The sequence below is a fragment of the Burkholderia sp. AU39826 genome (assembly GCF_020419965.1).
GTDB lineage: Bacteria > Pseudomonadota > Gammaproteobacteria > Burkholderiales > Burkholderiaceae > Burkholderia > Burkholderia semiarida.
Window position 1 is genome coordinate 433,372 of record NZ_JAIZQG010000002.1, and the last position, 22,087, is coordinate 455,458.

20 protein-coding genes and 1 other RNA gene are annotated in these 22,087 nt (G+C 67.8%); 9 read left to right on the forward strand and 12 right to left on the reverse strand.

The features are described from left to right. Positions 1 to 15: 15 nt before the first annotated feature. Complete coding sequence (rlmD, locus tag LGM42_RS06795; protein WP_264168169.1) at positions 16 to 1,320, reverse strand: 23S rRNA (uracil(1939)-C(5))-methyltransferase RlmD; 1,305 nt, start codon at positions 1,318 to 1,320, stop codon at positions 16 to 18. A gap of 324 nt (positions 1,321 to 1,644) precedes the next feature. Between rlmD and LGM42_RS06800 the strand changes: the two genes are divergently transcribed. Next, positions 1,645 to 2,499: an endonuclease/exonuclease/phosphatase family protein gene (locus tag LGM42_RS06800; RefSeq protein WP_226231851.1), complete on the forward strand. Its 855-nt coding sequence runs from the start codon at positions 1,645 to 1,647 to the stop codon at positions 2,497 to 2,499. Between the two features lie 29 nt (positions 2,500 to 2,528). Here the strand turns inward: LGM42_RS06800 and LGM42_RS06805 are convergent, their stop codons facing one another. From LGM42_RS06805 to ffs, 10 genes are all read right to left on the reverse strand, one after another. Continuing rightward, positions 2,529 to 3,305, reverse strand: coding sequence for a 3'-5' exonuclease (locus LGM42_RS06805; protein ID WP_059645787.1), 777 nt, complete (start codon positions 3,303 to 3,305; stop codon positions 2,529 to 2,531). A gap of 3 nt (positions 3,306 to 3,308) precedes the next feature. Then, the gene (gene rpoS / locus LGM42_RS06810) at positions 3,309 to 4,403 is read right to left on the reverse strand and encodes an RNA polymerase sigma factor RpoS (protein WP_060316434.1); all 1,095 of its coding nucleotides are present in this window, start codon (positions 4,401 to 4,403) and stop codon (positions 3,309 to 3,311) included. A gap of 11 nt (positions 4,404 to 4,414) precedes the next feature. Continuing rightward, entirely contained in the window at positions 4,415 to 5,305 is an 891-nt protein-coding gene (locus tag LGM42_RS06815; RefSeq protein WP_059585304.1) for a peptidoglycan DD-metalloendopeptidase family protein, read from the reverse strand. 5 nt (positions 5,306 to 5,310) lie between these two features. Further along, positions 5,311 to 6,261 (reverse strand): protein-L-isoaspartate(D-aspartate) O-methyltransferase, encoded by a 951-nt coding sequence (locus tag LGM42_RS06820; protein ID WP_060316874.1) that lies wholly within the window; start codon positions 6,259 to 6,261, stop codon positions 5,311 to 5,313. Continuing rightward, positions 6,258 to 7,019: a 5'/3'-nucleotidase SurE gene (surE, locus tag LGM42_RS06825; RefSeq protein WP_059585303.1), complete on the reverse strand. Its 762-nt coding sequence runs from the start codon at positions 7,017 to 7,019 to the stop codon at positions 6,258 to 6,260. The genes LGM42_RS06820 and surE overlap by 4 nt, the downstream gene beginning before the upstream one ends. Before the next feature lie 198 nt (positions 7,020 to 7,217). Further along, on the reverse strand, positions 7,218 to 8,423 hold the full coding sequence (locus tag LGM42_RS06830; RefSeq protein ID WP_226231852.1) for a CaiB/BaiF CoA transferase family protein: 1,206 nt from the start codon (positions 8,421 to 8,423) through the stop codon (positions 7,218 to 7,220). A 48-nt stretch (positions 8,424 to 8,471) separates the two neighbouring features. Then, on the reverse strand, positions 8,472 to 9,068 hold the full coding sequence (recR, locus tag LGM42_RS06835) for a recombination mediator RecR (protein ID WP_006478665.1): 597 nt from the start codon (positions 9,066 to 9,068) through the stop codon (positions 8,472 to 8,474). Positions 9,069 to 9,099: 31 nt separating this feature from the next. Continuing rightward, positions 9,100 to 9,426 (reverse strand): YbaB/EbfC family nucleoid-associated protein, encoded by a 327-nt coding sequence (locus LGM42_RS06840; RefSeq protein ID WP_006482124.1) that lies wholly within the window; start codon positions 9,424 to 9,426, stop codon positions 9,100 to 9,102. A gap of 95 nt (positions 9,427 to 9,521) precedes the next feature. After that, positions 9,522 to 11,900 carry a DNA polymerase III subunit gamma/tau gene (locus LGM42_RS06845; RefSeq protein WP_226231853.1) on the reverse strand — a complete coding sequence of 793 codons (2,379 nt, stop codon included), beginning with the start codon at positions 11,898 to 11,900 and terminating at the stop codon, positions 9,522 to 9,524. Positions 11,901 to 12,027: 127 nt separating this feature from the next. Further along, an RNA gene (gene ffs, locus LGM42_RS06850) (signal recognition particle sRNA small type) lies at positions 12,028 to 12,126 on the reverse strand. A 389-nt stretch (positions 12,127 to 12,515) separates the two neighbouring features. Here ffs and trxA point away from each other — a divergent pair. From trxA to LGM42_RS06890, 8 genes are all read left to right on the forward strand, one after another. Next, positions 12,516 to 12,842, forward strand: coding sequence for a thioredoxin TrxA (gene trxA, locus LGM42_RS06855; protein WP_006402348.1), 327 nt, complete (start codon positions 12,516 to 12,518; stop codon positions 12,840 to 12,842). 195 nt (positions 12,843 to 13,037) lie between these two features. After that, entirely contained in the window at positions 13,038 to 14,300 is a 1,263-nt protein-coding gene (gene rho, locus LGM42_RS06860) for a transcription termination factor Rho (RefSeq protein WP_006753675.1), read from the forward strand. Between the two features lie 129 nt (positions 14,301 to 14,429). Next, positions 14,430 to 14,930, forward strand: a complete 501-nt coding sequence (locus LGM42_RS06865) for a MerR family transcriptional regulator (RefSeq protein WP_059645701.1) — start codon at positions 14,430 to 14,432, stop codon at positions 14,928 to 14,930. Further along, the gene (locus tag LGM42_RS06870; protein WP_226231854.1) at positions 14,927 to 16,483 is read left to right on the forward strand and encodes an MFS transporter; all 1,557 of its coding nucleotides are present in this window, start codon (positions 14,927 to 14,929) and stop codon (positions 16,481 to 16,483) included. Before LGM42_RS06865 ends, LGM42_RS06870 begins: the two co-directional genes overlap by 4 nt. A 38-nt stretch (positions 16,484 to 16,521) precedes the next feature. Continuing rightward, positions 16,522 to 17,355, forward strand: coding sequence for a zinc-dependent peptidase (locus LGM42_RS06875; protein ID WP_226231855.1), 834 nt, complete (start codon positions 16,522 to 16,524; stop codon positions 17,353 to 17,355). Positions 17,356 to 17,512: 157 nt separating this feature from the next. Then, positions 17,513 to 17,776 carry a type B 50S ribosomal protein L31 gene (locus tag LGM42_RS06880; RefSeq protein ID WP_040144297.1) on the forward strand — a complete coding sequence of 88 codons (264 nt, stop codon included), beginning with the start codon at positions 17,513 to 17,515 and terminating at the stop codon, positions 17,774 to 17,776. Positions 17,777 to 17,921: 145 nt separating this feature from the next. Continuing rightward, positions 17,922 to 19,754 carry an ArnT family glycosyltransferase gene (locus tag LGM42_RS06885; protein WP_089464815.1) on the forward strand — a complete coding sequence of 611 codons (1,833 nt, stop codon included), beginning with the start codon at positions 17,922 to 17,924 and terminating at the stop codon, positions 19,752 to 19,754. Between the two features lie 2 nt (positions 19,755 to 19,756). Beyond that, a complete protein-coding gene (locus LGM42_RS06890; protein ID WP_226231856.1) occupies positions 19,757 to 21,109 on the forward strand; it encodes an MATE family efflux transporter in 1,353 nt (450 codons plus the stop codon). Between the two features lie 11 nt (positions 21,110 to 21,120). On the opposite strand, the gene lipA is transcribed toward LGM42_RS06890, so the two are convergent. Continuing rightward, entirely contained in the window at positions 21,121 to 22,086 is a 966-nt protein-coding gene (gene lipA / locus LGM42_RS06895; protein WP_226231857.1) for a lipoyl synthase, read from the reverse strand. Between the last annotated feature and the right edge of the window lies 1 nt (position 22,087).

Consider the following 22,087-nt stretch of genomic DNA (forward strand, 5'->3'; position numbering starts at 1 on the left):
CGTCCGACGCCCGGCTCAGTCGCGCTCGAACAGCGCGATCGATTCGACGTGCGACGTATTCGGGAACATGTTCACGACCCCGGCGCCCTTCAGCCGATAGCCGGCCTCGTGCACGAGCAGGCCCGCATCGCGCGCGAGCGTCGACGGGTTGCACGACACGTAGACGATGCGCTTCGGCAGCGGGCCTTCGCCGCTCTGTGCGATCTCGGCCAGCGCCTTCGACACCGCGAGCGCGCCTTCGCGCGGCGGGTCGATCAGGAACTTGTCGAATGCGCCGAGCGCGCGCAGATCGTCGCCCGTCACTTCGAACAGGTTCCGGCATGCGAACGTCGTGTGGCCGTCGACACCGTTCTCGCGCGCGTTCGCCAGCGCGCGCGTGGTCAGCGTGTCGCTGCCCTCGATGCCCATCACTTCGCGCGACAGCCGCGCGAGCGGCAGCGTGAAGTTGCCGATTCCGCAGAACAGGTCGAGCACGCGGTCGTCGCGCGACGGCGCGAGCAGGCGCAGCGCGCGGCCCACCAGCACGCGGTTGATCTGGTGATTGACCTGCGTGAAGTCGGTCGGCTTGAACGGCATGCGGATGCCGAATTCCGGCAGCGTGTAGTCGAGCGACACGTCGAGCGGATAGAACGGCGTTACCGTGTCCGGCCCCTTCGGCTGCAGCCAGAACTGCACCTTGTGCTCGTCCGCGAACGCGCGCAGCAGCGCTTCGTCGTCCGCGTTGATCGGCTCCAGCACGCGCAGCACGAGCGCCGTGACCGCCGAGCCGACCGCGAGTTCGATCTGCGGCATCCGGTCGCGAATCGACAGCCCCTCGACGAGCCGGCGCAGCGGCACGAGCATCGCCGACACGTGCGGCGGCAGCACTTCGCAGCTCGTCATGTCGGCCACGTAGCTGCTCTTCTTCTCGTGGAACCCGACCAGCACGCCGCCCTTCTTCGCGACGTTGCGCACGGTCAGGCGCGCGCGGTAGCGATAGCCCCACGACGGGCCGTGGATCTGCGCGAACATCGTTTCCGCGCGCAGCTTCGCCAGGTGCCACAGATTGTCTTCGAGCACGCGCTGCTTGACCGCGACCTGCGCGCGCATGTCGAGATGCTGCATCGAGCAGCCGCCGCAGGTGCCGAAGAACTTGCATTTCGGCTGCGTACGCATCACGCTCGGACGCAGAATGTCGACGACCGTCGCCTGCTCGTAGCTCGGCTTGCGGCGATAGCTCGAATAGGTCACGCGCTCGCCCGGCAGCGCGCCTTCGACGAAGATCACCTTGCCCGGCTGGCCGTCCTCGGTCACCGTGCGGCCGACACCGCGCGCTTCCATGTCGAGCGATTCGATCTCGAGAACCGGTGCAGGCCCGGGCGGAACGGGCGCATTTTTCGATTTGCGCGCAGAAGTGGGGACGGCTTCGGACACCAGCTTTTCCTGACAAACGTTGAAGAAGGCGAGATTGTAGACGACGAAGGCCCTCGCCGCGTGCTTTGGATGAGGCACGCATCGGGCACGCGGGCATAAACCATGCGGCGCGGGCCCGGACGGCCGCTCGACGCGGCTTTCCGATTCGCCTGCAGTCGGCGTGGGCCACGGAATCAGCCGAGGCAACGTCCGAGGCCCAACATCCCTACCCGCCCGACAGGAGGTTCGACCATGCGATTGATCGACTGGAACATCCAATGGGGCCGGGACGCGGACGGCGTCGTCGATCTTCCGCGCACCGTCGCGGCCATTCGCCAGCTCGGCGATTTCGACGTGCTGTGCCTGCAGGAAGTCACGCGCGGCTTCGACGCACTGCCCGGCCGGCCAGGCCCGGATCAGTTCGCCGAACTCGCGGCGCTGTTGCCCGGCTATACGATCGTCGAGGCCATCGGCGCCGACCTGCCGGCCATCCGGCCCGGGGGAGCACGCCGCCAGTTCGGCAATGCGATCGCGACGCGGCTGCCGGTCGGGCGCGTGCTGCGCCAATTGCTGCCGTGGCCCGCCGACGCCGGCGCGCCGTCGATGCCGCGCGTCGCGCTCGATATCGAGTTGCAGGCGCCCTTCGGGCCGTTGCGCGTGATCACCACGCATCTGGAGTATTACTCGGCGCGCCAGCGGCTTGCACAGGTCGACGCGTTACGCGCCCGGCATCGCGAGGCCTGTGCGCACGCGGACCACCCCGCGCCCGCCGAAACCGCCGACGGGCCGTTCAGCGCGACCGGACAACCGCGCGACGCGATCGTCTGCGGCGATTTCAACAGCGCGTTCGGCAGCGAGGCATACCGACGCTTTCTGGAGCCGATCGCCGACGCGCCGCGTTTCGTCGACGCGTGGGTCGCGCTGCATCCCGGTCGTACGCCGCCGCCGACGGCCGGCGTCTACGATACGGTGCAATGGTCGGACGGCCCGCTCGCATGCGATTTCGTGTTCGTGACCGACACGCTGTTGCCGCGCGTCACCGGCTGCGAGATCGACGGTGACGTACGCGCGTCCGATCACCAGCCGGTGCTGCTCGAGCTCGCCTGAACGCGCAGGTTGCGGCGCCGCCGCCCGCGCTACGCGTCGAAGCCGGCCAGGTATTCGGCCCAGTGCGGCGCCGGCTCCAGCGCGAGCGCGTTCTTCACGAGCAGGATTTCGTCCGCGTACTCGCTCGGCGTCAGCCCGCCGCGCATCAACTGAAACCGGCAATACAGCAGGTAGGTGTTGACGACGTCGGTTTCGCAATAGTTGCGGATTTCGTCGATCCGGCCGTCGCGGAACGCCGGCCATACCTGGCTGCCGTCCATCCCGAGCTTGCCCGGGAAACCGCACAGCTTCGCCAGCGCGTCGAGCGGCGCGTTCGCGCGCGCCTGATACATCGCCAACACGTCCATCAGGTCGGTATGCCGCGAGTGATAGCGCGAGATGTAGTTGTTCCACTTGAATTCGCGGTCGTCCTCGCCGAGATCCCAGTAGCGGGTGGCGGGAATGCCGTGCACGAGCGCGCGGTAATGGAGCACCGGCAGATCGAAACCGCCGCCGTTCCACGACACGAGTTGCGGCGTGTATTTCTCGATCACGCGGTAGAACGACTGGATCAGCGTGGCTTCGTTGTCCTGCGGCGTCCCGAGCGAGCGCACGCGAAAACCGTTGTTGTCGCGGAACACGCACGAGATCGCCGCGATCCGCTGCAGATGGTGCGGCAGGAAATCGCCGCCGGTCTTCTCGCGGCGTGCGGCAAACGCATGTTCGGCCACCGCGGCATCGTCGAGCGTCGCGGGCAGGTCTTCCAGACGGCGGATGCCGTCGACATCGGGAATCGTCTCGATGTCAAAAACGAGAATCGGCGTCATCAGTTACAGAACGGCGTCCTTGCGCACGCCGTTGGAGGCGAAGAACCGCTTGAGGCGCACCAGCGCTTCCTGCTGGATCTGGCGCACGCGCTCGCGCGTGAGCCCCATCTCGTCGGCAAGCTCCTCGAGCGTCGCCGGTTCGATGTGGTTCAGGCCGAAGCGGCGCTCGATCACGTGCCGGTGCTTGTCGGACAGCCGCGACAGCCACGCGCGCGTCAGCGTTTCGAGCTCGCGATGCTGCACCTCGGCGTCGGGCGACTGGCTCTGGTCGTCGGGCAGCAGGTCGAGCAGGCTGCTCGCGGGATCGAGGTCGAGCGGCGCGTCGAGCGATGCCGTGTGTTCGTTGAGCGCGAGGATATCGGTGACTTCCTCGGCGGTCTTGCCGGTGAGATAGGCGATGTCGTCGATACTGGCTTCGCGGCGCTCGGCCGCCTCGCCCGTCGACATCGAATTCTTTTCGAGGTGGCGCTTCGCGCGCAGCACCTGGTTCAGTTCGCGGATCACGTGCACGGGCAGGCGTACCGTGCGGGCCTGGTTCATGATCGCCCGCTCGATGCTCTGCCGGATCCACCACGTCGCATAGGTCGAGAAACGGAACCCGCGCGTCGGGTCGAATTTCTCGATCGCATGCATCAGGCCGAGGTTGCCTTCCTCGATCAGGTCGAGCAGCGGCACGCCGCGGTTCAGGTACCCCTTCGCGATACTGACGACGAGACGCAGGTTGCGCTCGATCATCACCTGCCGCGCCTCGAATTCGCCGGCCTTCGCGAGGCGCGAATAGCGCTGCTCTTCCTCGACGGTCAGCAGCGGCTTCACGCTGATGCGGTTCAGGTAATGCTGGATCGTGTCGGCCGTGAGCTCGGCCTGCAGCAGCGTGCGGAAATCGTCGACGTCGGGAACTGCTTCCTGGCGGCCTTCACGCTCGTCGTCGCCACCGTCCGCGTCGGCGTCGGCGTCGCGCGCCTCGAGATCGCGTTCGTTTTCCGCGACGTCGTCTTCGTCGTCCGTCGAAGCACCTGCTCGCCCCACCGATGCTTGCGTGGCACGACTGATCTTCTCAGACTCGGCTTGCGGCTCGTGGCGCTTCGATTTCGGCATGGTCGTCTCGGTTATTGAGGCGGCAAATACTTCAGCGGATCGACAGGCTTACCCTGCCGGCGAACCTCGAAATGCAGCATCACGCGGTCGGCATCGCTGTTACCCATCTCGGCGATCTTCTGCCCCTTCGTTACCGCGTCCCCCTCTTTTACCATCAAAGCGCGATTGTGTGCATACGCCGTGAGGTAAGTTGCATCGTGTTTGATGATAATGAGGTTGCCGTAACCACGCAGCCCGTTGCCGGAGTAAACGACGCGGCCGTCTGCTGCCGCCTTCACGGCCTCGCCGGCCGTCCCGCCGATATTGACACCCTTGTTCTTCGCATCGTCGAACCCGTTCAGCACGGGGCCGCGCGCGGGCCACGCGAACGTCACGGGGCCGCTCGGGGCCGCGGCCGTATCGCTCGATCCGGTTGCCGCGGCCGGCGGCGTGGCGGCAAGTGCCGACGACGTGCCGGCAGCCGGCGTGGCCGGGCCGCTGCTCAGCGGCGCGGTCGCGACCGCACCACCGGCGATCGGTGCGGTGGCCGGCGCGCCCGCGACCGCAGCGCCGCCCGGCGGCGCGACACGCAGCAACTGGTCGACTTCGATCTGGTTCGGGTTCGCCAGATTGTTCCACGACGCGATGTCTCGATAGTTCTGCCCGTTCTCGAGCGCGATCCGGTACAGCGTGTCACCCGGCTTCACCCGATAGAAGCCGGGCGGCGGCGGGCCGAGCGGCACCGCGGGCTGCGCGGCGGTGCTCGTGCCGAGCGCCCCGGAGCGATCGACGACGGGCGCGTTGTCGAGCCGCGTCGCACAGGCGGCCAGCAGCGTGGAGAAAGCAGCCACACAGATCGCGCGCTGGGCGAGCGTGAGCGGTTCCCTGGATCGGTTGTTTTGCATCGCGCGCAACATACTCATCGGTTTCAAATCACTCCGGATTTTAAAGGGACAAAGAAAACGCGATCAAGCCGGGACTCTCGCCATTGCGCGTGCGCGACGCGCTCGACGAGCGTGAGCACCTGGTGCTGTCCGCTCTGCGCACCGACAGGCGCGACGAGCCGCCCGCCGATCGCGAGTTGCTCGAGCAGCGCCTGCGGCACGTCGAGCCCCGCCGCCGCGATCACGATCGCGTCGAACGGGGCCGCGGACGGCAGGCCGACACGCCCGTCGCCGTAGTGCAGGCGGATGTTCGGCACGCGCAGCGGCCGCAGGTTCAGCTTCGCGCGCTCGTAAAGCGGCTTGATGCGTTCAATCGAATACACGTCGCGTGCCACGTGGCTCAGCACGGCGGCCTGATAGCCGCAGCCCGTGCCGATCTCGAGCACGCGCTCGAGCGTGCGGCCGGCCATCGCGAGCTCGATCATGCGCGCGACGACCGACGGCTTTGAAATGGTTTGCTGGTGGCCGATCGGCAGCGCCGAATCCTCGTAGGCCTGCGTCGCGAGCCCCGGATCCACGAACAGGTGGCGCGGCACCGCGGCCATCGCGTCCAGCACGCGCGCATCGGTCACGCCGTTCGCGCGCAGGCGTTCGACCATCCGCTCGCGCACACGTTCCGACGTAAGCGCGAACGCGCCGGCCGGCGCGACACTCGGCGCGGCCGGCTTCGGTAGCGCAGGTTTCAGTGCGGTGGGCTTCGGTGCGGTCGCCGGCTTCGCGGCGGCGATGCCCGGCTGCGGCGCACGCAAGGCGGCCGGCTTCACCGCAACCGGTTTCACCGCGACCGGTTTCAGCGCGGCCGCGGGTTTGTCGGCGGCCTTCGGCACCGCGCCCGCCGTCTGGCGTTCGCCGGCCCGGCCTTTTTCCGACTTGCGTGGCGCTCGCTTGAGATCTTCGAGCGCGAGCGGGAACCGCTTCGCGCGCTCGCCGCTCATGAAGCCCGCCCTCCGGCGCGCGCCCATTCGCGCGTCGCGGGCAGCATCTGCGTATGCGTGAGATCGAGCTGCAGCGGCGTGATCGACACGAAACCGTTCGCGACGGCATGGAAATCGGTGCCTTCGCTGGCGTCCAGCGCCTCGCCCGCGGCGCCGATCCAGTAGATCGGCTCGCCGCGCGGGTCGGTCTGGCGAATCACCGGCTGCGACGGATGACGCTTGCCGAGGCGCGTGACCTTCCAGCCCTTCAGTTGATCGTACGGCAGGTTCGGAATGTTGACGTTCAGCAGCGGCTGGCCCGGCAGCGGATGCGCGAGGTAGTGCGCGACGATTTCCGCGGCGACGCGCGCGGCGTCGGCCAGATGCGTCCAGCCCTTGTCGACCAGCGAGAACGCGATGGCCGGCACGCCGAACATGATGCCTTCGGTGGCGGCTGCAACTGTCCCCGAATAGAGCGTGTCTTCGCCCATGTTCTGGCCGTTGTTGATGCCGGACACGACGATGTCCGGCCTTGCATCGGCCATCCCCGTCAGCGCGACGTGCACCGAATCGGTCGGCGTGCCGTTCACGTAGAAGAAACCCGTACCCGCTGCGCGCTGCACCGACAGCGGCCGCGACAACGTGAGGGAATTCGACGCGCCGCTGCAGTTCTGCTCGGGCGCGATCACCGTAAGCTCGGCCAGCGGCTGCAGCGCTTCGCTGAGCGCGGCGAGACCAGGGGCGAGATAGCCGTCGTCGTTGCTGAGTAGGATTCGCATCCGGCGATTGTAACCGAGGAAGGATGGCGCGAGAGCGACAGTCCAGCCACCGCAGACGGGCGGGTATACGCATGGGCGCGCGATGCGCCGCCGTACTGCGCGGCGGCGTTCCGCGCGCTGGGGAAAACACCGTGTCGCCCGATTTGCCGCCCCGACGAAAGTCTGGACGACGGGATCCCATCGCCGGGCCGGCTGCGCTCAGATCGCGCCCGCCTCGCGCAGTGCGGCAATCGCCTGCGTGTCGTAGCCGAGGCCGCGCAGCACCTCGTCGGTGTGCTCGCCGAGCTCGGGCCCGAGCCAGCGCGTTTCGCCCGGCGTGGCCGACAGCTTCGGCGTGATGTTCGGCAGCGGAATGTCGGTGCCGTCGGCCAGCTTGAACCGCTGGATCATCTGGCGGGCGACGAACTGCGGATCGGTGAACATGTCGGCCGCGCTGTAGATGCGTCCGGCCGGCACGTCGGCCGCGTTCAGCACGCCGAGCGCCTCGTCGATCGTGCGCGGCGCGAGCCACGCGGCGATCGCGTCGTCGATTTCCTGCGTGCGCGGCACGCGCCCGTCGTTCTGCGCGAGCGCGGGATCGTCGGCGAGGTCGTCGCGCTCGATCGCCTTCATCAGCCGCTTGAAGATCGGGTCGCTGTTGCCGCCGATCACGATGCTGCCGTCGCGGCATGCATACGTGTTCGACGGCACGATGCCCGGCAGCGACGCGCCGGTGCGCTCGCGCACCATCCCGTACACGCCGTATTCGGGCACCACGCTTTCCATCATGTTGAAGACGGCTTCATACAGTGCAACGTCGACCACCTGCCCCGCGCCGCCGTTGACCTTGCGGTGATGGAGCGCCATCAGCGCGCCGATCACGCCGTGCAGCGCGGCGATCGAATCGCCGATCGAGATGCCGATGCGCGGCGGCGGAAGATCCGGATAGCCGGTGATGTGGCGCAGCCCGCCCATCGATTCGGCGATCGCGCCGAAGCCGGGCCGGTCGCGGTACGGGCCCGTCTGCCCGTAGCCGGACAGGCGCACCATCACGAGGCCCGGATTGTCGGCCGACAGCACGTCGTAGCCGAGCCCGAGCTTTTCGAGCAGGCCCGGACGGAAGTTCTCGATCACGATGTCGGCCTCGCGCGCGAGTTGCCGCGCGATCGCCTTGCCGGCGTCGGCTTTCAGGTTCAGCGTGACCGATTTCTTGTTGCGCGCCTGCACGGACCACCACAGCGACGTGCCGCCCTGCTCCGGGTAGAGCTTGCGCCATTTGCGCAGCGGGTCGCCGCCGTTCGGATCCTCGATCTTGATCACTTCCGCGCCGAATTCGGCGAACAGCCGCGACGCGAACGGCCCCGCGATCAGCGTTCCGAATTCGAGCACTTTGACGCCCGCGAGCGGGCCCTGGCTGGTGCTCATGTGTCTCCCTGGCATGAGGAACGGCGCCGCTAGCAGGCGGCGCCCGGCTTACATCGTGCGGCGATCGAGCATCGCGCGGGCGATGGTGCCCGCGTCCACGTACTCGAGCTCGCCGCCCACCGGCACGCCGCGCGCGAGACGCGTGACCGCCAGCCCGCGCGCCTTGAGCGTCTGGCCGAGATAGTGGGCGGTGGCTTCGCCTTCGTTCGTGAAGTTGGTCGCGAGCACGACTTCCTTGACGACGCCGTCGGATGCGCGCCGCACGAGGCGGTCGAAATGGATTTCCTTCGGACCGATTCCGTCGAGCGGGCTCAGTCGCCCCATCAGCACGAAATACAGCCCGCGGTAGGTCATCGTCTGCTCGAGCATGATCTGGTCGGCGGGCGTCTCGACGACGCACAGCAGCGTCGGATCACGCTCCTCGTCGCTGCAGACCTCGCAGATCTGTGCTTCGGTGAACGTGTTGCACTTTTCGCAATGCTGCAGGTGCTCGGTCGCGAACAGCAGCGACCGGCCGAGCCGCTCCGCGCCCTCACGGTCGTGCTGCATCAGGTGAACCGCCATGCGCTGCGCGGATTTCGGCCCGACGCCGGGCAGCACGCGCAACGCTTCAACGAGAGCGGACAGGGCGGACGGCTGTTTCATACGGCGGCAAACGGTGGCAAGGACGCCAAGCTCAGAACGGCAGCTTGAAGCCCGGGGGCAGCGGCAGGCCCGACGTCATGCCGCTCATCTTTTCCTGCGACGTGGCTTCGGCCTTGCGCACCGCGTCGTTGAACGCAGCGGCGACGAGATCCTCGAGCATGTCCTTGTCGTCCGCGAGCAGGCTCGGGTCGATCGACACGCGGCGCACTTCGTTGCGGCACGTCATCGTCACCTTGACGAGGCCGGCGCCCGACTGCCCTTCGACCTCGATCAGCGCAAGCTGCTCCTGCATCTTCTTCATGTTTTCCTGCATTTGCTGCGCTTGCTTCATCAGTCCGGCGAGGTTGCCTTTCAACATGGGAATACTCCTTCTCGATCGTGTGAAAACCGGCACGCGGCGCGTGCCGGCCAATGTGTGCGGGGCGTGATTGTGCCTGTCGCGGGGCGCTCAGTTCAATGGAGTGTAGGCGGCGCGCCGTCCGGCGCGGAATCGGCGAGCGGACGCACCGACCCCTCGACGATGCGTGCACCGAACTCGCGCACGAGCTGCTGGACGAACGGATCGCCGTGAATCTCCTGCTCGGCTTCGCGCTGGCGCGCCGCGCGCGCGGCCGCATCGAGCGCCGCCGCGGTGCGCCGTGCGGGCCCGACCTCCACGGTCACCTCGACCGGCTTGCCGAGCGCATCGGCCAGCGCGGCCTTCAGCTTCGCCACCTGCGCGGCGTCCGCATACTGCGGCACGGGCACGGACAGTTTCAACGCGCTCGCATCGACGGCCGTCAGCTCGCTGTTGAACGCGAGCTGGTATGCAACACCCTTCAGCGGCAGCCGCGAAGCCAGCGCCGGCCATTCGCCGTCGAAGCCGATCGGATCGAGCGCGATCGCCGGCGGTAGCGGGCGCGTGTCGATCGGCGCGGCCGGACGCGCGTCCGCCGGCTTCGGCGTCACACGCACATCGTCGGGACCGCTGTCGAACACCGGCACGAAGCCGTCGTCGGAACCGCCGAACATTTCGTCGGCGCTGAGCGGCACGTAGTCGTCGGGCGGGATGTCCTCCCACGGCGGCGACGGCTGGCGCGCCTCGGCGGCTTGCGGCGCGCGGGCGGCGGCACGCGGGGTCGGCACCTGCACGGCCGGCCGCGGCGCGGCCGGCTTCTCGGCGGCCGGCTGAGCCGCCGCCGGCTTGGCCGCAGCGCCTGCACGACCGCGGTCCGACGACACGCGCATCCCTGCATTGCGCAGCACGTCGAGCGCGGCGGCGGCACCGCCGGCGCGCGCCGCCGGACGCGCGGCGGCCGGCTCGGGCGACGCGGCGCGCGGCGTCGGTTCGGCCTGCGGCGCCGGTTCGTCGTTTCGCTGCACGGCGGCAACGGCAGGCGGCTCGGGTTCCTTGAGGGCGGAAGCCGGCACGTCGCCGGTGGGCGCCGCCTTCGTTTCCGGCTGCGGCGGCACGATGGCGCGTGCGTCGGCCGCGACCGGCGCCGGCGCTGCTGCCTCCACCGGCGACGGGACGGCAGCCGGCTTGGCGGCCGACCGCCCGGCTTCGTCGCCCGACTGCGCCGGCGCCGAACGTGCGACCGGCACGGCAGGTGCGGCCGGCGTCGCAACTTGCGGACGCGCTGCGCTGGCGGGCGCTGCGGATACCGGCTTCGCCGCGGCGGCGGCGGCCGGCGCCGCGGCAGCGCGCGGGGCCGGCACGGCACGCGGCGGCACGGACGGCTGGCCGCCCGGCGCACTGCCGGCGCCAACGGCCGGCTCGAACGCGAGCATCCGCAGCAGCGTCATCGTGAATCCGGCGTATTCGTCCGGCGCCAGGCCGAGCTCGGCGCGCCCGACCGTCGCGATCTGATAGAACAATTGGACTTGCTCGGGGCTCAGCGTCTGCGCAAAACGGCGCAGATCGGCCGCTTCCGGCCACTCGTCGAGCACCGAGCCCGGCGCGAACTGCGCCCACGCGATCCGGTGCAGCAGGCTCGCGAGATCCTGCAGCGCGGTCGAGAACGACAGGCTGCGCAGCGACATCTCGTCGGCAATCGCGAGGATTTCCGGGCCGCTGCCGGCCGCGAGCGCGTCGAGCAGGCGCACCATGTAGGTCTGGTCGAGCGCGCCGAGCATGCCCGACACCGCCGACTCGGTCACCTCGTTCGCCGAATAGGCGATCGCCTGGTCGGTCAGCGACAGCGCATCGCGCATGCTGCCTTGCGCGGCGCGCGCGAGCAGGCGCAACGCCTGCGGCTCGAACGTGATCCGCTCTTCGCCGAGGATCTGCTCGAGATGCGACACGATGTGTCCGGCCGGCATCTGCTTCAGGTTGAACTGCAGACAGCGCGACAGCACGGTGACGGGGATTTTCTGCGGATCGGTCGTCGCGAGGATGAACTTGACGTGCGGCGGCGGCTCTTCGAGCGTCTTCAGCATCGCGTTGAACGCGTGGTTCGTCAACATGTGCACTTCGTCGATCATGTAGACCTTGAAGCGCGCATCGACGGGCGCATACACCGCGCGCTCGAGCAGCGCGGCCATTTCATCGACGCCGCGGTTGCTCGCCGCGTCCATCTCGACGTAATCGACGAAACGGCCCTCGTCGATCTCGCGACAGGCGCGACACACGCCGCACGGCTGCGACGTGACGCCGGTTTCACAGTTGAGCGCCTTCGCGAAGATCCGCGACAGCGTCGTCTTGCCGACACCGCGGGTTCCGGTAAACAGATAGGCGTGATGGAGGCGCCCGCCATCGAGCGCGTGCGTGAGCGCCCTGACGACGTGCTCCTGGCCGACGATCGAAGCGAAATCCTTCGGACGCCACTTGCGTGCGAGAACTTGATAGGTCATCGGGAAATTGTATCAGTAACGCTGCGTCGCGCCGACACGCGAAACGGTGCGGAACACGGGCAACGCGCAGGTCGAACGGAGTGTGACGCGGAAATAAAAAACGCCCGGCGAACGGGGCGAGAAGGAAGGTGACGAGCCCAACCCTCGGCACTGGCGGAAAACGATTGTGGCTGCTTCGTTCCCGACCTGACCAGGTTCACCGCCCCACCATGCGAGGAGGCCCGTCACGGCATATTCTATCACCGCTTCCGGACGAATGCGACCGTTTGTTCGCATCAATGCGAACGTCGCCGGGCAAACCGGCCCGTCGTCCATTCGGATACGTTGCATGCGGCGCGCCCCTTGCAATTGGCGAACCGGCCTCCACCTGCATGGCACGACGGTCGAACGTCGCGTCGTACCCCTACTCGCGTAGCGGCTACTATCGCCGCCCGCAGCAGATAGCAATTTAGGCTAATATGACGCCCGAACGACCCGCGAGCCGCGGATGCAGCGCTTACGCCCCTCCTTTCCGGAAAGGCGGAGTGACCTGCCGCGGCGGCCGGCAGCCTACGGCGGCCGGTTCGCCGCAACGCGCAAGCAGGCAGTCCCCGAACCGTAAGAGGTATTGACCCAATGAGCGAACAGATCAAACACATCAGCGACGCATCGTTCGAACAGGACGTCGTCAAGTCCGACAAGCCCGTACTCGTCGATTTCTGGGCCGAATGGTGCGGCCCGTGCAAGATGATCGCCCCGATCCTCGACGAAGTCGCGAAGGACTACGGCGACAAGTTGCAGATCGCGAAGATCAACGTCGACGACAACCAGGCCACGCCCGCGAAGTTCGGCGTGCGCGGCATCCCGACGCTGATCCTGTTCAAGAACGGCGCGGCTGCCGCGCAGAAGGTCGGCGCGCTGTCGAAGTCGCAGCTCACCGCATTCCTGGACAGCCACCTGTAATACCGGCAGATCCGCGGACGTGTTGTCAGTCGGCAACACGTCCGCCGCCAAGCCGCCGATCGCTCGCTCAAGCGCGAATCGGCCTATGCTAGAATTAAAAAACGTCGGCAAGACGCATTTAAGTCTCTGAGCGCTTCCGCTCGCCCTCCTCCCTTATTTTCTTTCGTCGCTTCTCCTCCCTGGCGGGTTCTCCGTATGCATTTATCCGAGCTCAAGTCTCTGCACGTGTCCGAACTGATCGAAATGGCCAATGGCCTGGAGATCGAAAACGCGAACCGCCTGCGCAAGCAGGAGTTGATGTTTGCCATTCTCAAAAAGCGCGCCAAGACGGGAGAGACGATCTTCGGCGACGGTACGCTCGAAGTGCTGCCGGACGGCTTCGGCTTCCTGCGCTCGCCGGAAATGTCGTACCTCGCGAGCACCGACGACATCTATATCAGCCCGTCGCAGATCCGCCGCTTCAACCTGCACACCGGCGACACCATCGAAGGTGAAGTCCGCACGCCGAAGGACGGCGAGCGCTACTTCGCGCTGGTGAAGGTCGACAAAGTCAACGGGCAGCCGCCCGAGGCCTCGAAACACAAGATCATGTTCGAGAACCTCACGCCGCTGCACCCGAACAAGCCGCTGGCGCTCGAGCGCGAGATGCGCGGCGAGGAAAACGTCACGGGCCGCATCATCGACATGATCGCGCCGATCGGCAAGGGCCAGCGCGGCCTGCTGGTCGCGTCGCCGAAGTCGGGCAAGACGGTGATGCTCCAGCACATCGCGCACGCGATCAAGCAGAACCACCCGGACGTCGTCCTGTTCGTGCTGCTGATCGACGAGCGCCCCGAAGAAGTGACCGAAATGCAGCGCTCGGTCGCCGGCGAAGTCATCGCGTCCACGTTCGACGAGCCGGCCACGCGTCACGTGCAGGTCGCCGAAATGGTGATCGAGAAGGCCAAGCGCCTCGTCGAAATGAAGCACGACGTCGTGATTCTGCTCGACTCGATCACGCGTCTCGCCCGCGCTTACAACACCGTGATCCCGGCATCGGGCAAGGTGCTGACGGGCGGTGTCGACGCGAACGCGCTGCAGCGCCCGAAGCGCTTCTTCGGCGCGGCGCGCAATATCGAGGAAGGCGGCTCGCTGACGATCATCGGCACCGCGCTGATCGAAACCGGCAGCCGCATGGACGACGTGATCTACGAAGAGTTCAAGGGCACCGGCAACATGGAAGTGCACCTCGAGCGCCGCCTCGCGGAAAAGCGCGTCTATCCGTCGATCAACCTGAACAAGTCGGGCACGCGTCGCGAAGAAATGCTGATCAAGCCCGAGATCCTTCAGAAGATCTGGGTGCTGCGCAAGTTCATCCACGACATGGACGAAGTCGAGGCGATGGAATTCCTGCTCGACAAGATCCGCCAGACGAAGAGCAACTCCGAGTTCTTCGACCTGATGCGCCGCGGCGGCTGATCGCCCTCGCCGCGCGACACGGCCGCCCGCGCATTCCGCCTGGCGGCCGTTTTTCGGCCCCAACCTGTACGTGAACGTACACGTTGATCTATAATCGCGTCATCCTTCCGCCGAAATCCGCCACCTCCGATGCCGAACGACGCCTCCACCCCGTTATTGACCGTCAGCGACGCCGCGTCGCGGCTCGGCGTCACGCCGCGCACGCTCAAATATTACGAGGAGCGCGGGCTCGTCACGCCGTCGCGCAGCGAAGGCCGCTACCGCCTCTACGACGAAACCGACCTCGAGCGCTTCGCGCGCATCCTGCGGCTGCGCGCGCTCGGCTTCTCGCTGCACGGCATCACCGAAATGCTGAAGCGCCCGCTGGAAGAAACCGGCGACGGCCGGCGACGCTATTCGGACGCATCGCTGCGCGACATCCGCGCCGGCCTCGCCGAGCAGATCGATACGCTCGACCGGCGGATCGCGGCCGTCCAGCGCGAGCTGAAGGAAGCCGTCGCGCTGCGCAAGGAATTGCAGCACGACATCGACTACGTCGAACGGCGCCTCGCCGGCGAAAACGCCGATGCGCTGATCGCGCAGCGGCGGGCGGAAGCCGGCGCGCGGCGCGCCCGCAAGGATCGCGAATGAACGCGGTGCCCGGCCGATCGCCGCTGTGGAGCCGCGCGAACCTGCGCGCGGACTTGTTCCCATGGGCGCTCGCGCTCGTCACCGGCATCGACTACTTCGACAACGCGGTCTTCTCGTTCTTCGCGAGCTACATCGCGGGCGGCATCAACGCATCGCCCGACGAACTCGTGTGGTCGTCGAGCGCCTACGCGGTCACGGCCGTGCTCGGTATCCTGCAGCAGCAATGGTGGGTCGACCGGCTCGGCCATCGCCGCTACGTCGCGGGCTGCATGCTGATGTTCTCGTTCGGCGCGGTCGCGTCGGCGCTGGCCGACACGTCGCTGGCGCTTGCGTTCGCGCGCGGTTTCCAGGGTTATTTCATCGGCCCGATGATGGGCGCGTGCCGGATCCTGATCCAGATCAGTTTCAAGCCGCAGGAGCGGCCGCCCGCGACTCGCGCGTTCCTGATCATGATCCTGCTCGGCAGCGCGCTCGCGCCGATCGTCGGCGGGCTGCTCGTCGCGCATTCGACGTGGCGCGCGCTGTTCGCGTGCACGGCGCCGGCCGGCATCGCGTTCGCGATCCTCGCGCTGCTCACGCTGCCCGATTCGGGCCGCACGCCGGACGACGAACGCGGTTCCGGCCACTTCTGGCCGTACGTCCTGTTCGCGCTCGCGCAAGGGGCGCTGCAGATCGTGCTGCAGCAGGTGCATTACCAGCTCTACAGCGGCTCGCCGATGCTGATCGCGCTGACGATCGCCGGGCTCGGCGCGCTCGCGTGGTTCGCCTATCACCAGTGGCATCACCCGACGCCGCTCGTGCGGCTGCACGCGTTTCGCGAGCGGACGTTCCAGATCGGGCTGCTGCTCTACATGTTCTATTACTACGAGACGACGGGCTTCAGCTACCTGACGTCGCGGTTTCTCGAGGGCGGGCTCGGCTATCCGGTCGAGAACGCCGGGCGCCTGGTCGGCACGATGTCGCTGATCTCGGCCACCGCGCTGTTCGCCTATCTGCGCTACGCGAAATTCGTCACGCACAAGAAGTGGTTCGTCGTGCCGGGGTTCGCGATCGCGGTCACGGCCGCGCTGTGGATGACGCGGATGACGCCGCAGGTCGGCGAGGCGGCGCTGATCGTCCCGCTGCTGCTGCGCGGGTTGCTGCTGCTGTTCATCGTGCTGCCGGTCGCGAACCTCACGTTCCGCATCTTCGCGATCGACGAATACACGCACGGCTACCGGCTCAAGAACATCGTGCGGCAACTGACGATCTCGTTCGCGACGTCGTCGGTGATCATCGTCGAGCAGCACCGGCTGGCCGTGCACCAGACACGGCTCGTCGAGCGCGCGAACGTGTTCGACCCGCTGTTCCAGCAGACCGCCGATGCACTCACGCGCGGCTATGCGGCCGCCGGCCACGCGCTGAACGACGCGCACGGCCTCGCGATCGCGTCGATCGCGCGGATGGTGGCGCAACAGGCGTCGTTCCTCGCGTCGCTCGACGGTTTTTACTTCCTCGCGGGCGTGGCGCTCGTCGGCGGCCTCTTCGCGGCATGGCAAAAACAGATCGATTGAGTTAAAAGACAGGCTTTGGATTTTCGTCCGCAGCCTCCATGCTTTCGAAACTGACCCGGTGGTTCGACGACCGCCGCCGCGACCGCGCGCTGCGCAGCCATCCGATTCCCGACGCGCTATGGCGCGAAACCGTCGAGCGGCTGCCGTTCCTGGCCGATCTTCCGCCCGACGCGCTCGGCCGGCTGCGCGAGATGACGAGCCTGTTCGTCGCGAAAAAATCGTTTTCGACCGCGCACGGGCTCGAGCTGACCGACGCGATGATCGTCGCGATCGCCGCGCAGGCCTGCCTGCCCGTGCTCAATCTCGACCTGTCGCTGTACGACGGCTGGGTCGGCGTCGTCGTGTATCCGGGCGAATTCGTGATCCGCAAGACGGTGCAGGACGAGGACGGCGTCGTTCACGAAGTCGAGCAGGACGCGAGCGGCGAGGCATGGGAAGGCGGCCCCGTGATCCTGTCGTGGGAAGACGCGCAGATGACGGACGGCCGGGATGCATACAACGTGGTGATCCACGAGTTCGCGCACAAGATCGACATGGTCAATGGCGCGGCCGACGGCTATCCGCCCCTTTTTCGCCGCTGGCATGCGCCGCGCCTCGACGCGCAGGTGTGGGCCGACGTGTTCGAACATGCGTACGACCAGTTCTGCGCGCGCGTCGACGCGGTGCCGGAGCGCGCGTGGGCGCGCTTCGAGCGGGACTCGCTGATCGATCCCTATGCGGCCGACCACCCGTCGGAATTCTTCGCCGTATGCAGCGAGGCGCTGTTCGTGCGGCCGAAAGCGTTCGAGTCCGAATTTCCGGAGCTGTACCGGCTGCTCGCGCGCTACTACCGGCAGGATCCGGCCGGCACCGGCGCGCTCGACGCACCATGAAAATTATTCGTCAACCGTCTGATTTTCTGGCATAATCGCCGTTTTTCGACCTTAGGCAAGTGGCTCGCGCCGGGCTTGACGTCAGCCGAAACGCTCCCATCGGGGCGGCACGGCCGGCCAAGCGGCGGGTTGGCTACCGCTATCACCAAGGAAAATCATGAAACCTGGCATTCACCCGGACTACCGCGAAGTCGTCTTCCAAGACATGTCGAACGGCTTCAAGTTCATCACGCGCTCGACGATCCAGACGCGTGAAACCATCGAGCACGAAGGCAAGACCTACCCGCTCGCCAAGATCGAAGTGTCGTCGGAATCGCACTCGTTCTACACGGGTCAGCAAAAGATCATGGACACGGCAGGCCGTGTCGAGAAGTTCAAGAACAAGTTCGGCGCACGCGCCAGCGGCAAGGTCGCGAAGTAAGCTTCGCACCGCATCCGGTGGTTGCAACGCACCGGTACCGCACGAAAGGGCAGCCCAGGCTGCCCTTTTTTGTCTCTGCCCGCCCGGAAAGGCGCCGCCCGGCGCCCGGGCAACGACCTGACGCACAACAGCGGGCGCGACTACAATGCCGGATGCTCGAAACCGGCTCGACCGCGCGCAGCCGCGCCGGCCGCCCGCCCATAACAAATCGCTCATCTGCATGAAGCCTGTCGTCCGTCTCACCGCCTCCGCCACGCGTGCGCTGCCGCGCTGGCTGCTGCTCACGCTCTGCCTCGTCTACGCGGCGTTCGGCCTGTTCGGCCGCGACCCGTGGAAAAACGAGGACGCGGCGGGCTTCGGCGTGATGTGGACGATGGCCAAGGGCGGCTGGCACGACTGGCTGCTGCCGAACCTGGTCGGCAAGTTCATCACGACCGACGGGCCGCTCGGCTACTGGCTCGGCGCACTGTCGATCCGCGGCCTCGGCCCGTGGGTCGACGCAAGCAACGCGTCGCGCGTCGATACCGGCGTGCTGTTCTGCGCCGCGTGCGCGTTCGTCTGGTACGCGGCCTACCTGCTCGGCCGGCGCGCCGAGGTTCAACCGTTCAAATACGCATTCGGCGGCGAGCCCGAGCCGCGCGACTACGGCCGCACGCTCGCGGACGGCGCGCTGCTGGTGCTCGTCGCCTGCTTCGGCCTCGCGGAACGCGGGCATGAAACGACGCCGCAACTCGCGCAATTCGCGTGGATCGCGATGCTCGTGTACGGGATCGTGCGCGGCATCGACAAGCCGCTGCAAGGCGCACTGTGGTGGGGCCTCGCGATGGGCCTCGTCGCGCTGTCCGGCAACCCGGTGCTGGTCGTCGCGCTGCTCGCGGGCACGGCCGCGCTGTGGCTCGTCACGCCCGAGATGCGCAACCTGCGCCTGCCGCTGGTCGGCCTGCCGCTCGCGGCCGCGATCTTCGCGCTGTGGCCGATCGCCGCCTTCGTCGCGGCGCCGGACGACGCCGCATGGTTCTTCAACCAGTGGATCCACGGCAGCCTGATGCGCTTTTCGGGCCCGCCGACGGCCGTGCTCGGCTATGCGGCGAAGAACCTGCCGCTGTTCACGTGGCCCGCCTGGCCGCTCGCGATCTGGGCGTGGTGGAGCTGGGCCGGCATGCGCCGTCGCGCGCACATCGCGATTCCGCTGTCGGTGGCCGTGCCGCTCGTCGCGCTCGTGATCCTGCAAAGCCAGCAGTCGAACCGCATGTACATGCTGCTGCTGCCGCCGCTCGCGGTGCTGGCGACGTTTGCGCTGCCGACCCTCAAGCGCGGCGCGATCAACGCGATCGACTGGTTTGCCGTACTGAGCTTCACGATCCTCGGCACCTTCGTGTGGCTGGTGTGGCTCGCATCGCTCACCGGCTTTCCGCATCCGCTCGCGCGCAACCTCGCGCGCCTCGTGCCCGGCTACGAGCCGCATTTCAAGATCCTGTCGTTCATCTGCGCGGTGATCGTCACCGTGTGCTGGTGCTTCATCGTGCGGTGGCGCGTGTCGCGGCAGCCGAAGGTGCTGTGGCGCAGCGTCGTGCTGTCGGGCGCGGGCACGACGCTGATGTGGGTGCTGCTGATGACGCTGTGGCTGCCGATCGTCAATTACGGCCGGACCTATCGCGACGTCGCGCAACAGATCGCCGTGCACCTGCCGTCCGACTACGAATGCATCTCGCCGGTGCGGCTCGGCGACGCGCAGATCGCGACCTTCGCGTACTTCGGCGACATGCACTTCGATTTCTCCGGCGACTGCGACGTGATCCTGCGCCAGGACCGTGCCGACTTCGGCGAGCCGAGCGCGATGTCGCAATACGTGTGGCGTCTCGTCTGGGAAGGCCGCCGCGTCGCCGACCGCGACGAGCGCTTCCGCCTGTACGAGCGCATCGAACGGCCGAAGACGCCCGTCAAGCGGCGTCCGCCGCGCCGTCGGGCGGCCGATTGACGATGTTCGGCGACATCCGCCGGATCGTCGGTCTCGCGTGGCCGGTGCTGGTCGGCCAGCTCGCGATCATCGCGTTCGGCGTGATCGACACCGCGATGGTCGGCCGCTACTCGGCCGTCGATCTCGCCGCGCTCGGGCTCGGCTCGTCGATCTACGTATCGATCTATATCGGTCTAACCGGCATCCTGTCCGCGCTGCAGCCGATCACCGGGCAACTGTACGGCGCGCGGCGCTATGCGGAAATCGGCGAGGAAGTGCGCCAGGCGCTGTGGCTCGCGCTGCTGCTCGCGATTCCCGGCTTCCTGCTGCTGCATTTTCCCGAGCCGCTGTTGCGCATCGCGCATGCGCCCGCCGCGCTGCACGAGCGCACCGTCGACTACCTGCGCATCCTGTCGTACGGGCTGCCCGCGAGCCTCGTATTCCGCATCTACAACGCGCTGACCAACGCGGCCGGCAAGCCCCGGCTCGCGATGATCCTGCAGATCGGCGCGCTGCTGCTCAAGTTTCCGCTGAACGTCTGGTTCATCTTCGGCGGCTTCGGCGTGCCGGCGCTCGGCGGCCGCGGCTGCGGGCTCGCGAGCACGCTGATCAACTGGGCGCTCGCGCTGATCGGCTACACGCTGCTCGCGAAGCTCGACGTGTTCGCGCCGCTCGCGATCTTCTCCCGCTTCTGCTGGCCCGTCTGGGCGCGCCAGAAGGCAATCCTGAAGCTCGGCGTGCCGATGGGCCTGTCGTATCTGATCGAGGTCACGTCGTACACGTGCATGGCGCTGTTCATCGCGCAGTTCGGCACGACGACGCTCGCCGGCCACCAGATCGCCGGCAACATCGGCGCGGTGCTGTACATGACGCCGCTGTCGATCGGCGTGGCGGCGTCGACGCTGGTCGCGCGCGCGCTCGGCGCCGGGCACGCCGAGGAAGCCCGGCTGCTCGGCCGGCACAGCGTGATGTTCGCGTGCGGCGTGGCGGCTGCCTACGGCGTGCTCGTGTTCGCGCTGCGCCCGCTGATCATCGGCGGCTACACGCCGAACCCGGCCGTCGCCGCGGCCGCGATGCCGCTCGTCGCGATCGTCGCGTGCTACCACGTGTTCGATGCGCTGCAGGTCACGTCGGCGTTCGTGCTGCGCGCGTACAAGGTGGCGGTCGTGCCGACCGTGATCTATGCGGTCGCCCTGTGGGGCGTCGGACTCAGCGGCGGCTACCTGCTCGGCTTCGACGTCGGCGGGATCGCGCCCGCGTGGCTGACCGGTGCGCGCGGCTTCTGGTTCGCGAACACGGCCAGCCTGATGCTGGCGGGCGCGGGGCTCGTGCTGTACCTGCGCCGCATTGGCCGCGCGCACGCAGCCACAGCCTGAAGCGCGGCGCGCTACGCGCCCTCCAGCACGTCGGCTGCGTGATAGGAGGACCGCACGAGCGGGCCGGCGACCACTTCCCTGAAACCGAGCGCAAGCGCCTCGTCGCGCCACGCGGCGAAGGCCTCCGGGCTCACGTGGCGCCGCACCGGCAAATGGTGCGCCGACGGCGCCAGATACTGGCCGAGCGTCAGCACGTCGACCTCGTGCGCGCGCAGGTCGCGCAGCGTGTCGCGCACCTCGTCGTCGTGCTCGCCGAGCCCGAGCATCAATCCCGATTTCGTCACGAGCGTCGGCCGCGCGGCCTTCGCCTGCGCGAGCAGTTCGAGCGAGCCGCGATAGTCGGCGCCCGGCCGCGCCGCCCGATACAGCGACGGCACCGTCTCGATGTTGTGGTTGAACACGTCGGGCCACGCCGACGACAGCGCATCGAGCGCCCGTGCCGTGCGGCCGCGGAAGTCCGGCGTCAGCACCTCGACGCCGATGCCCGGCACGCTCGCGCGCACCGCCGCGATGCACGCGGCGAAATGCGCGGCGCCGCCGTCGCGCAGATCGTCGCGGTCGACCGACGTGATCACCACGTAGCGCAACCCGAGCGCCGCCGCCGCGTCGGCCAGCCGCGCGGGCTCGTCGGGATCGAGCGGCTCGGGCCGGCCGTGCGCGACGTCGCAGAACGGGCAACGCCGCGTACACAGCCCGCCCATGATCATGAAGGTCGCGGTGCGCTGCGCGAAGCATTCGCCGATGTTCGGGCACATCGCCTCCTCGCAGACGGAATGCAGCCGATGCTCGCGCAGCACGGCGGCCATGTCGGCCACCGCCGCGCTCATCATCGGCCGCGCGCGCAGCCACGGCGGCTTCGGCAGCGCCGCGCCGGCCGCGGGCTCGACGCGCACCGGAATGCGCGCGAGCTTGTCGCGACTTCTCGCGCCGGGCTGGCCGAGCGCCGTGAGGCTGGGTCGTTCGAGCGCGGCGGCCATC

Coding starts and splice junctions, on each gene's coding strand:
- LGM42_RS06880 (WP_040144297.1), top strand. CDS start 17,513: ATGAAACCTGGCATTCACCCGGACTACCGCGAAGTCGTCTTCCAAGAC.
- LGM42_RS06865 (WP_059645701.1), top strand. CDS start 14,430: ATGCCGAACGACGCCTCCACCCCGTTATTGACCGTCAGCGACGCCGCG.
- LGM42_RS06800 (WP_226231851.1), top strand. CDS start 1,645: ATGCGATTGATCGACTGGAACATCCAATGGGGCCGGGACGCGGACGGC.
- surE (WP_059585303.1), bottom strand. CDS start 7,019: ATGCGAATCCTACTCAGCAACGACGACGGCTATCTCGCCCCTGGTCTC.
- trxA (WP_006402348.1), top strand. CDS start 12,516: ATGAGCGAACAGATCAAACACATCAGCGACGCATCGTTCGAACAGGAC.
- rlmD (WP_264168169.1), bottom strand. CDS start 1,320: ATGGAAGCGCGCGGTGTCGGCCGCACGGTGACCGAGGACGGCCAGCCG.
- LGM42_RS06870 (WP_226231854.1), top strand. CDS start 14,927: ATGAACGCGGTGCCCGGCCGATCGCCGCTGTGGAGCCGCGCGAACCTG.
- rpoS (WP_060316434.1), bottom strand. CDS start 4,403: ATGCCGAAATCGAAGCGCCACGAGCCGCAAGCCGAGTCTGAGAAGATC.
- LGM42_RS06885 (WP_089464815.1), top strand. CDS start 17,922: ATGCCGGATGCTCGAAACCGGCTCGACCGCGCGCAGCCGCGCCGGCCG.
- LGM42_RS06830 (WP_226231852.1), bottom strand. CDS start 8,423: ATGAGCACCAGCCAGGGCCCGCTCGCGGGCGTCAAAGTGCTCGAATTC.
- rho (WP_006753675.1), top strand. CDS start 13,038: ATGCATTTATCCGAGCTCAAGTCTCTGCACGTGTCCGAACTGATCGAA.
- LGM42_RS06875 (WP_226231855.1), top strand. CDS start 16,522: ATGCTTTCGAAACTGACCCGGTGGTTCGACGACCGCCGCCGCGACCGC.
- LGM42_RS06805 (WP_059645787.1), bottom strand. CDS start 3,305: ATGACGCCGATTCTCGTTTTTGACATCGAGACGATTCCCGATGTCGAC.
- LGM42_RS06845 (WP_226231853.1), bottom strand. CDS start 11,900: ATGACCTATCAAGTTCTCGCACGCAAGTGGCGTCCGAAGGATTTCGCT.
- LGM42_RS06890 (WP_226231856.1), top strand. CDS start 19,757: ATGTTCGGCGACATCCGCCGGATCGTCGGTCTCGCGTGGCCGGTGCTG.
- LGM42_RS06840 (WP_006482124.1), bottom strand. CDS start 9,426: ATGTTGAAAGGCAACCTCGCCGGACTGATGAAGCAAGCGCAGCAAATG.
- lipA (WP_226231857.1), bottom strand. CDS start 22,086: ATGGCCGCCGCGCTCGAACGACCCAGCCTCACGGCGCTCGGCCAGCCC.
- LGM42_RS06820 (WP_060316874.1), bottom strand. CDS start 6,261: ATGAGCGGCGAGCGCGCGAAGCGGTTCCCGCTCGCGCTCGAAGATCTC.
- LGM42_RS06815 (WP_059585304.1), bottom strand. CDS start 5,305: ATGAGTATGTTGCGCGCGATGCAAAACAACCGATCCAGGGAACCGCTC.
- recR (WP_006478665.1), bottom strand. CDS start 9,068: ATGAAACAGCCGTCCGCCCTGTCCGCTCTCGTTGAAGCGTTGCGCGTG.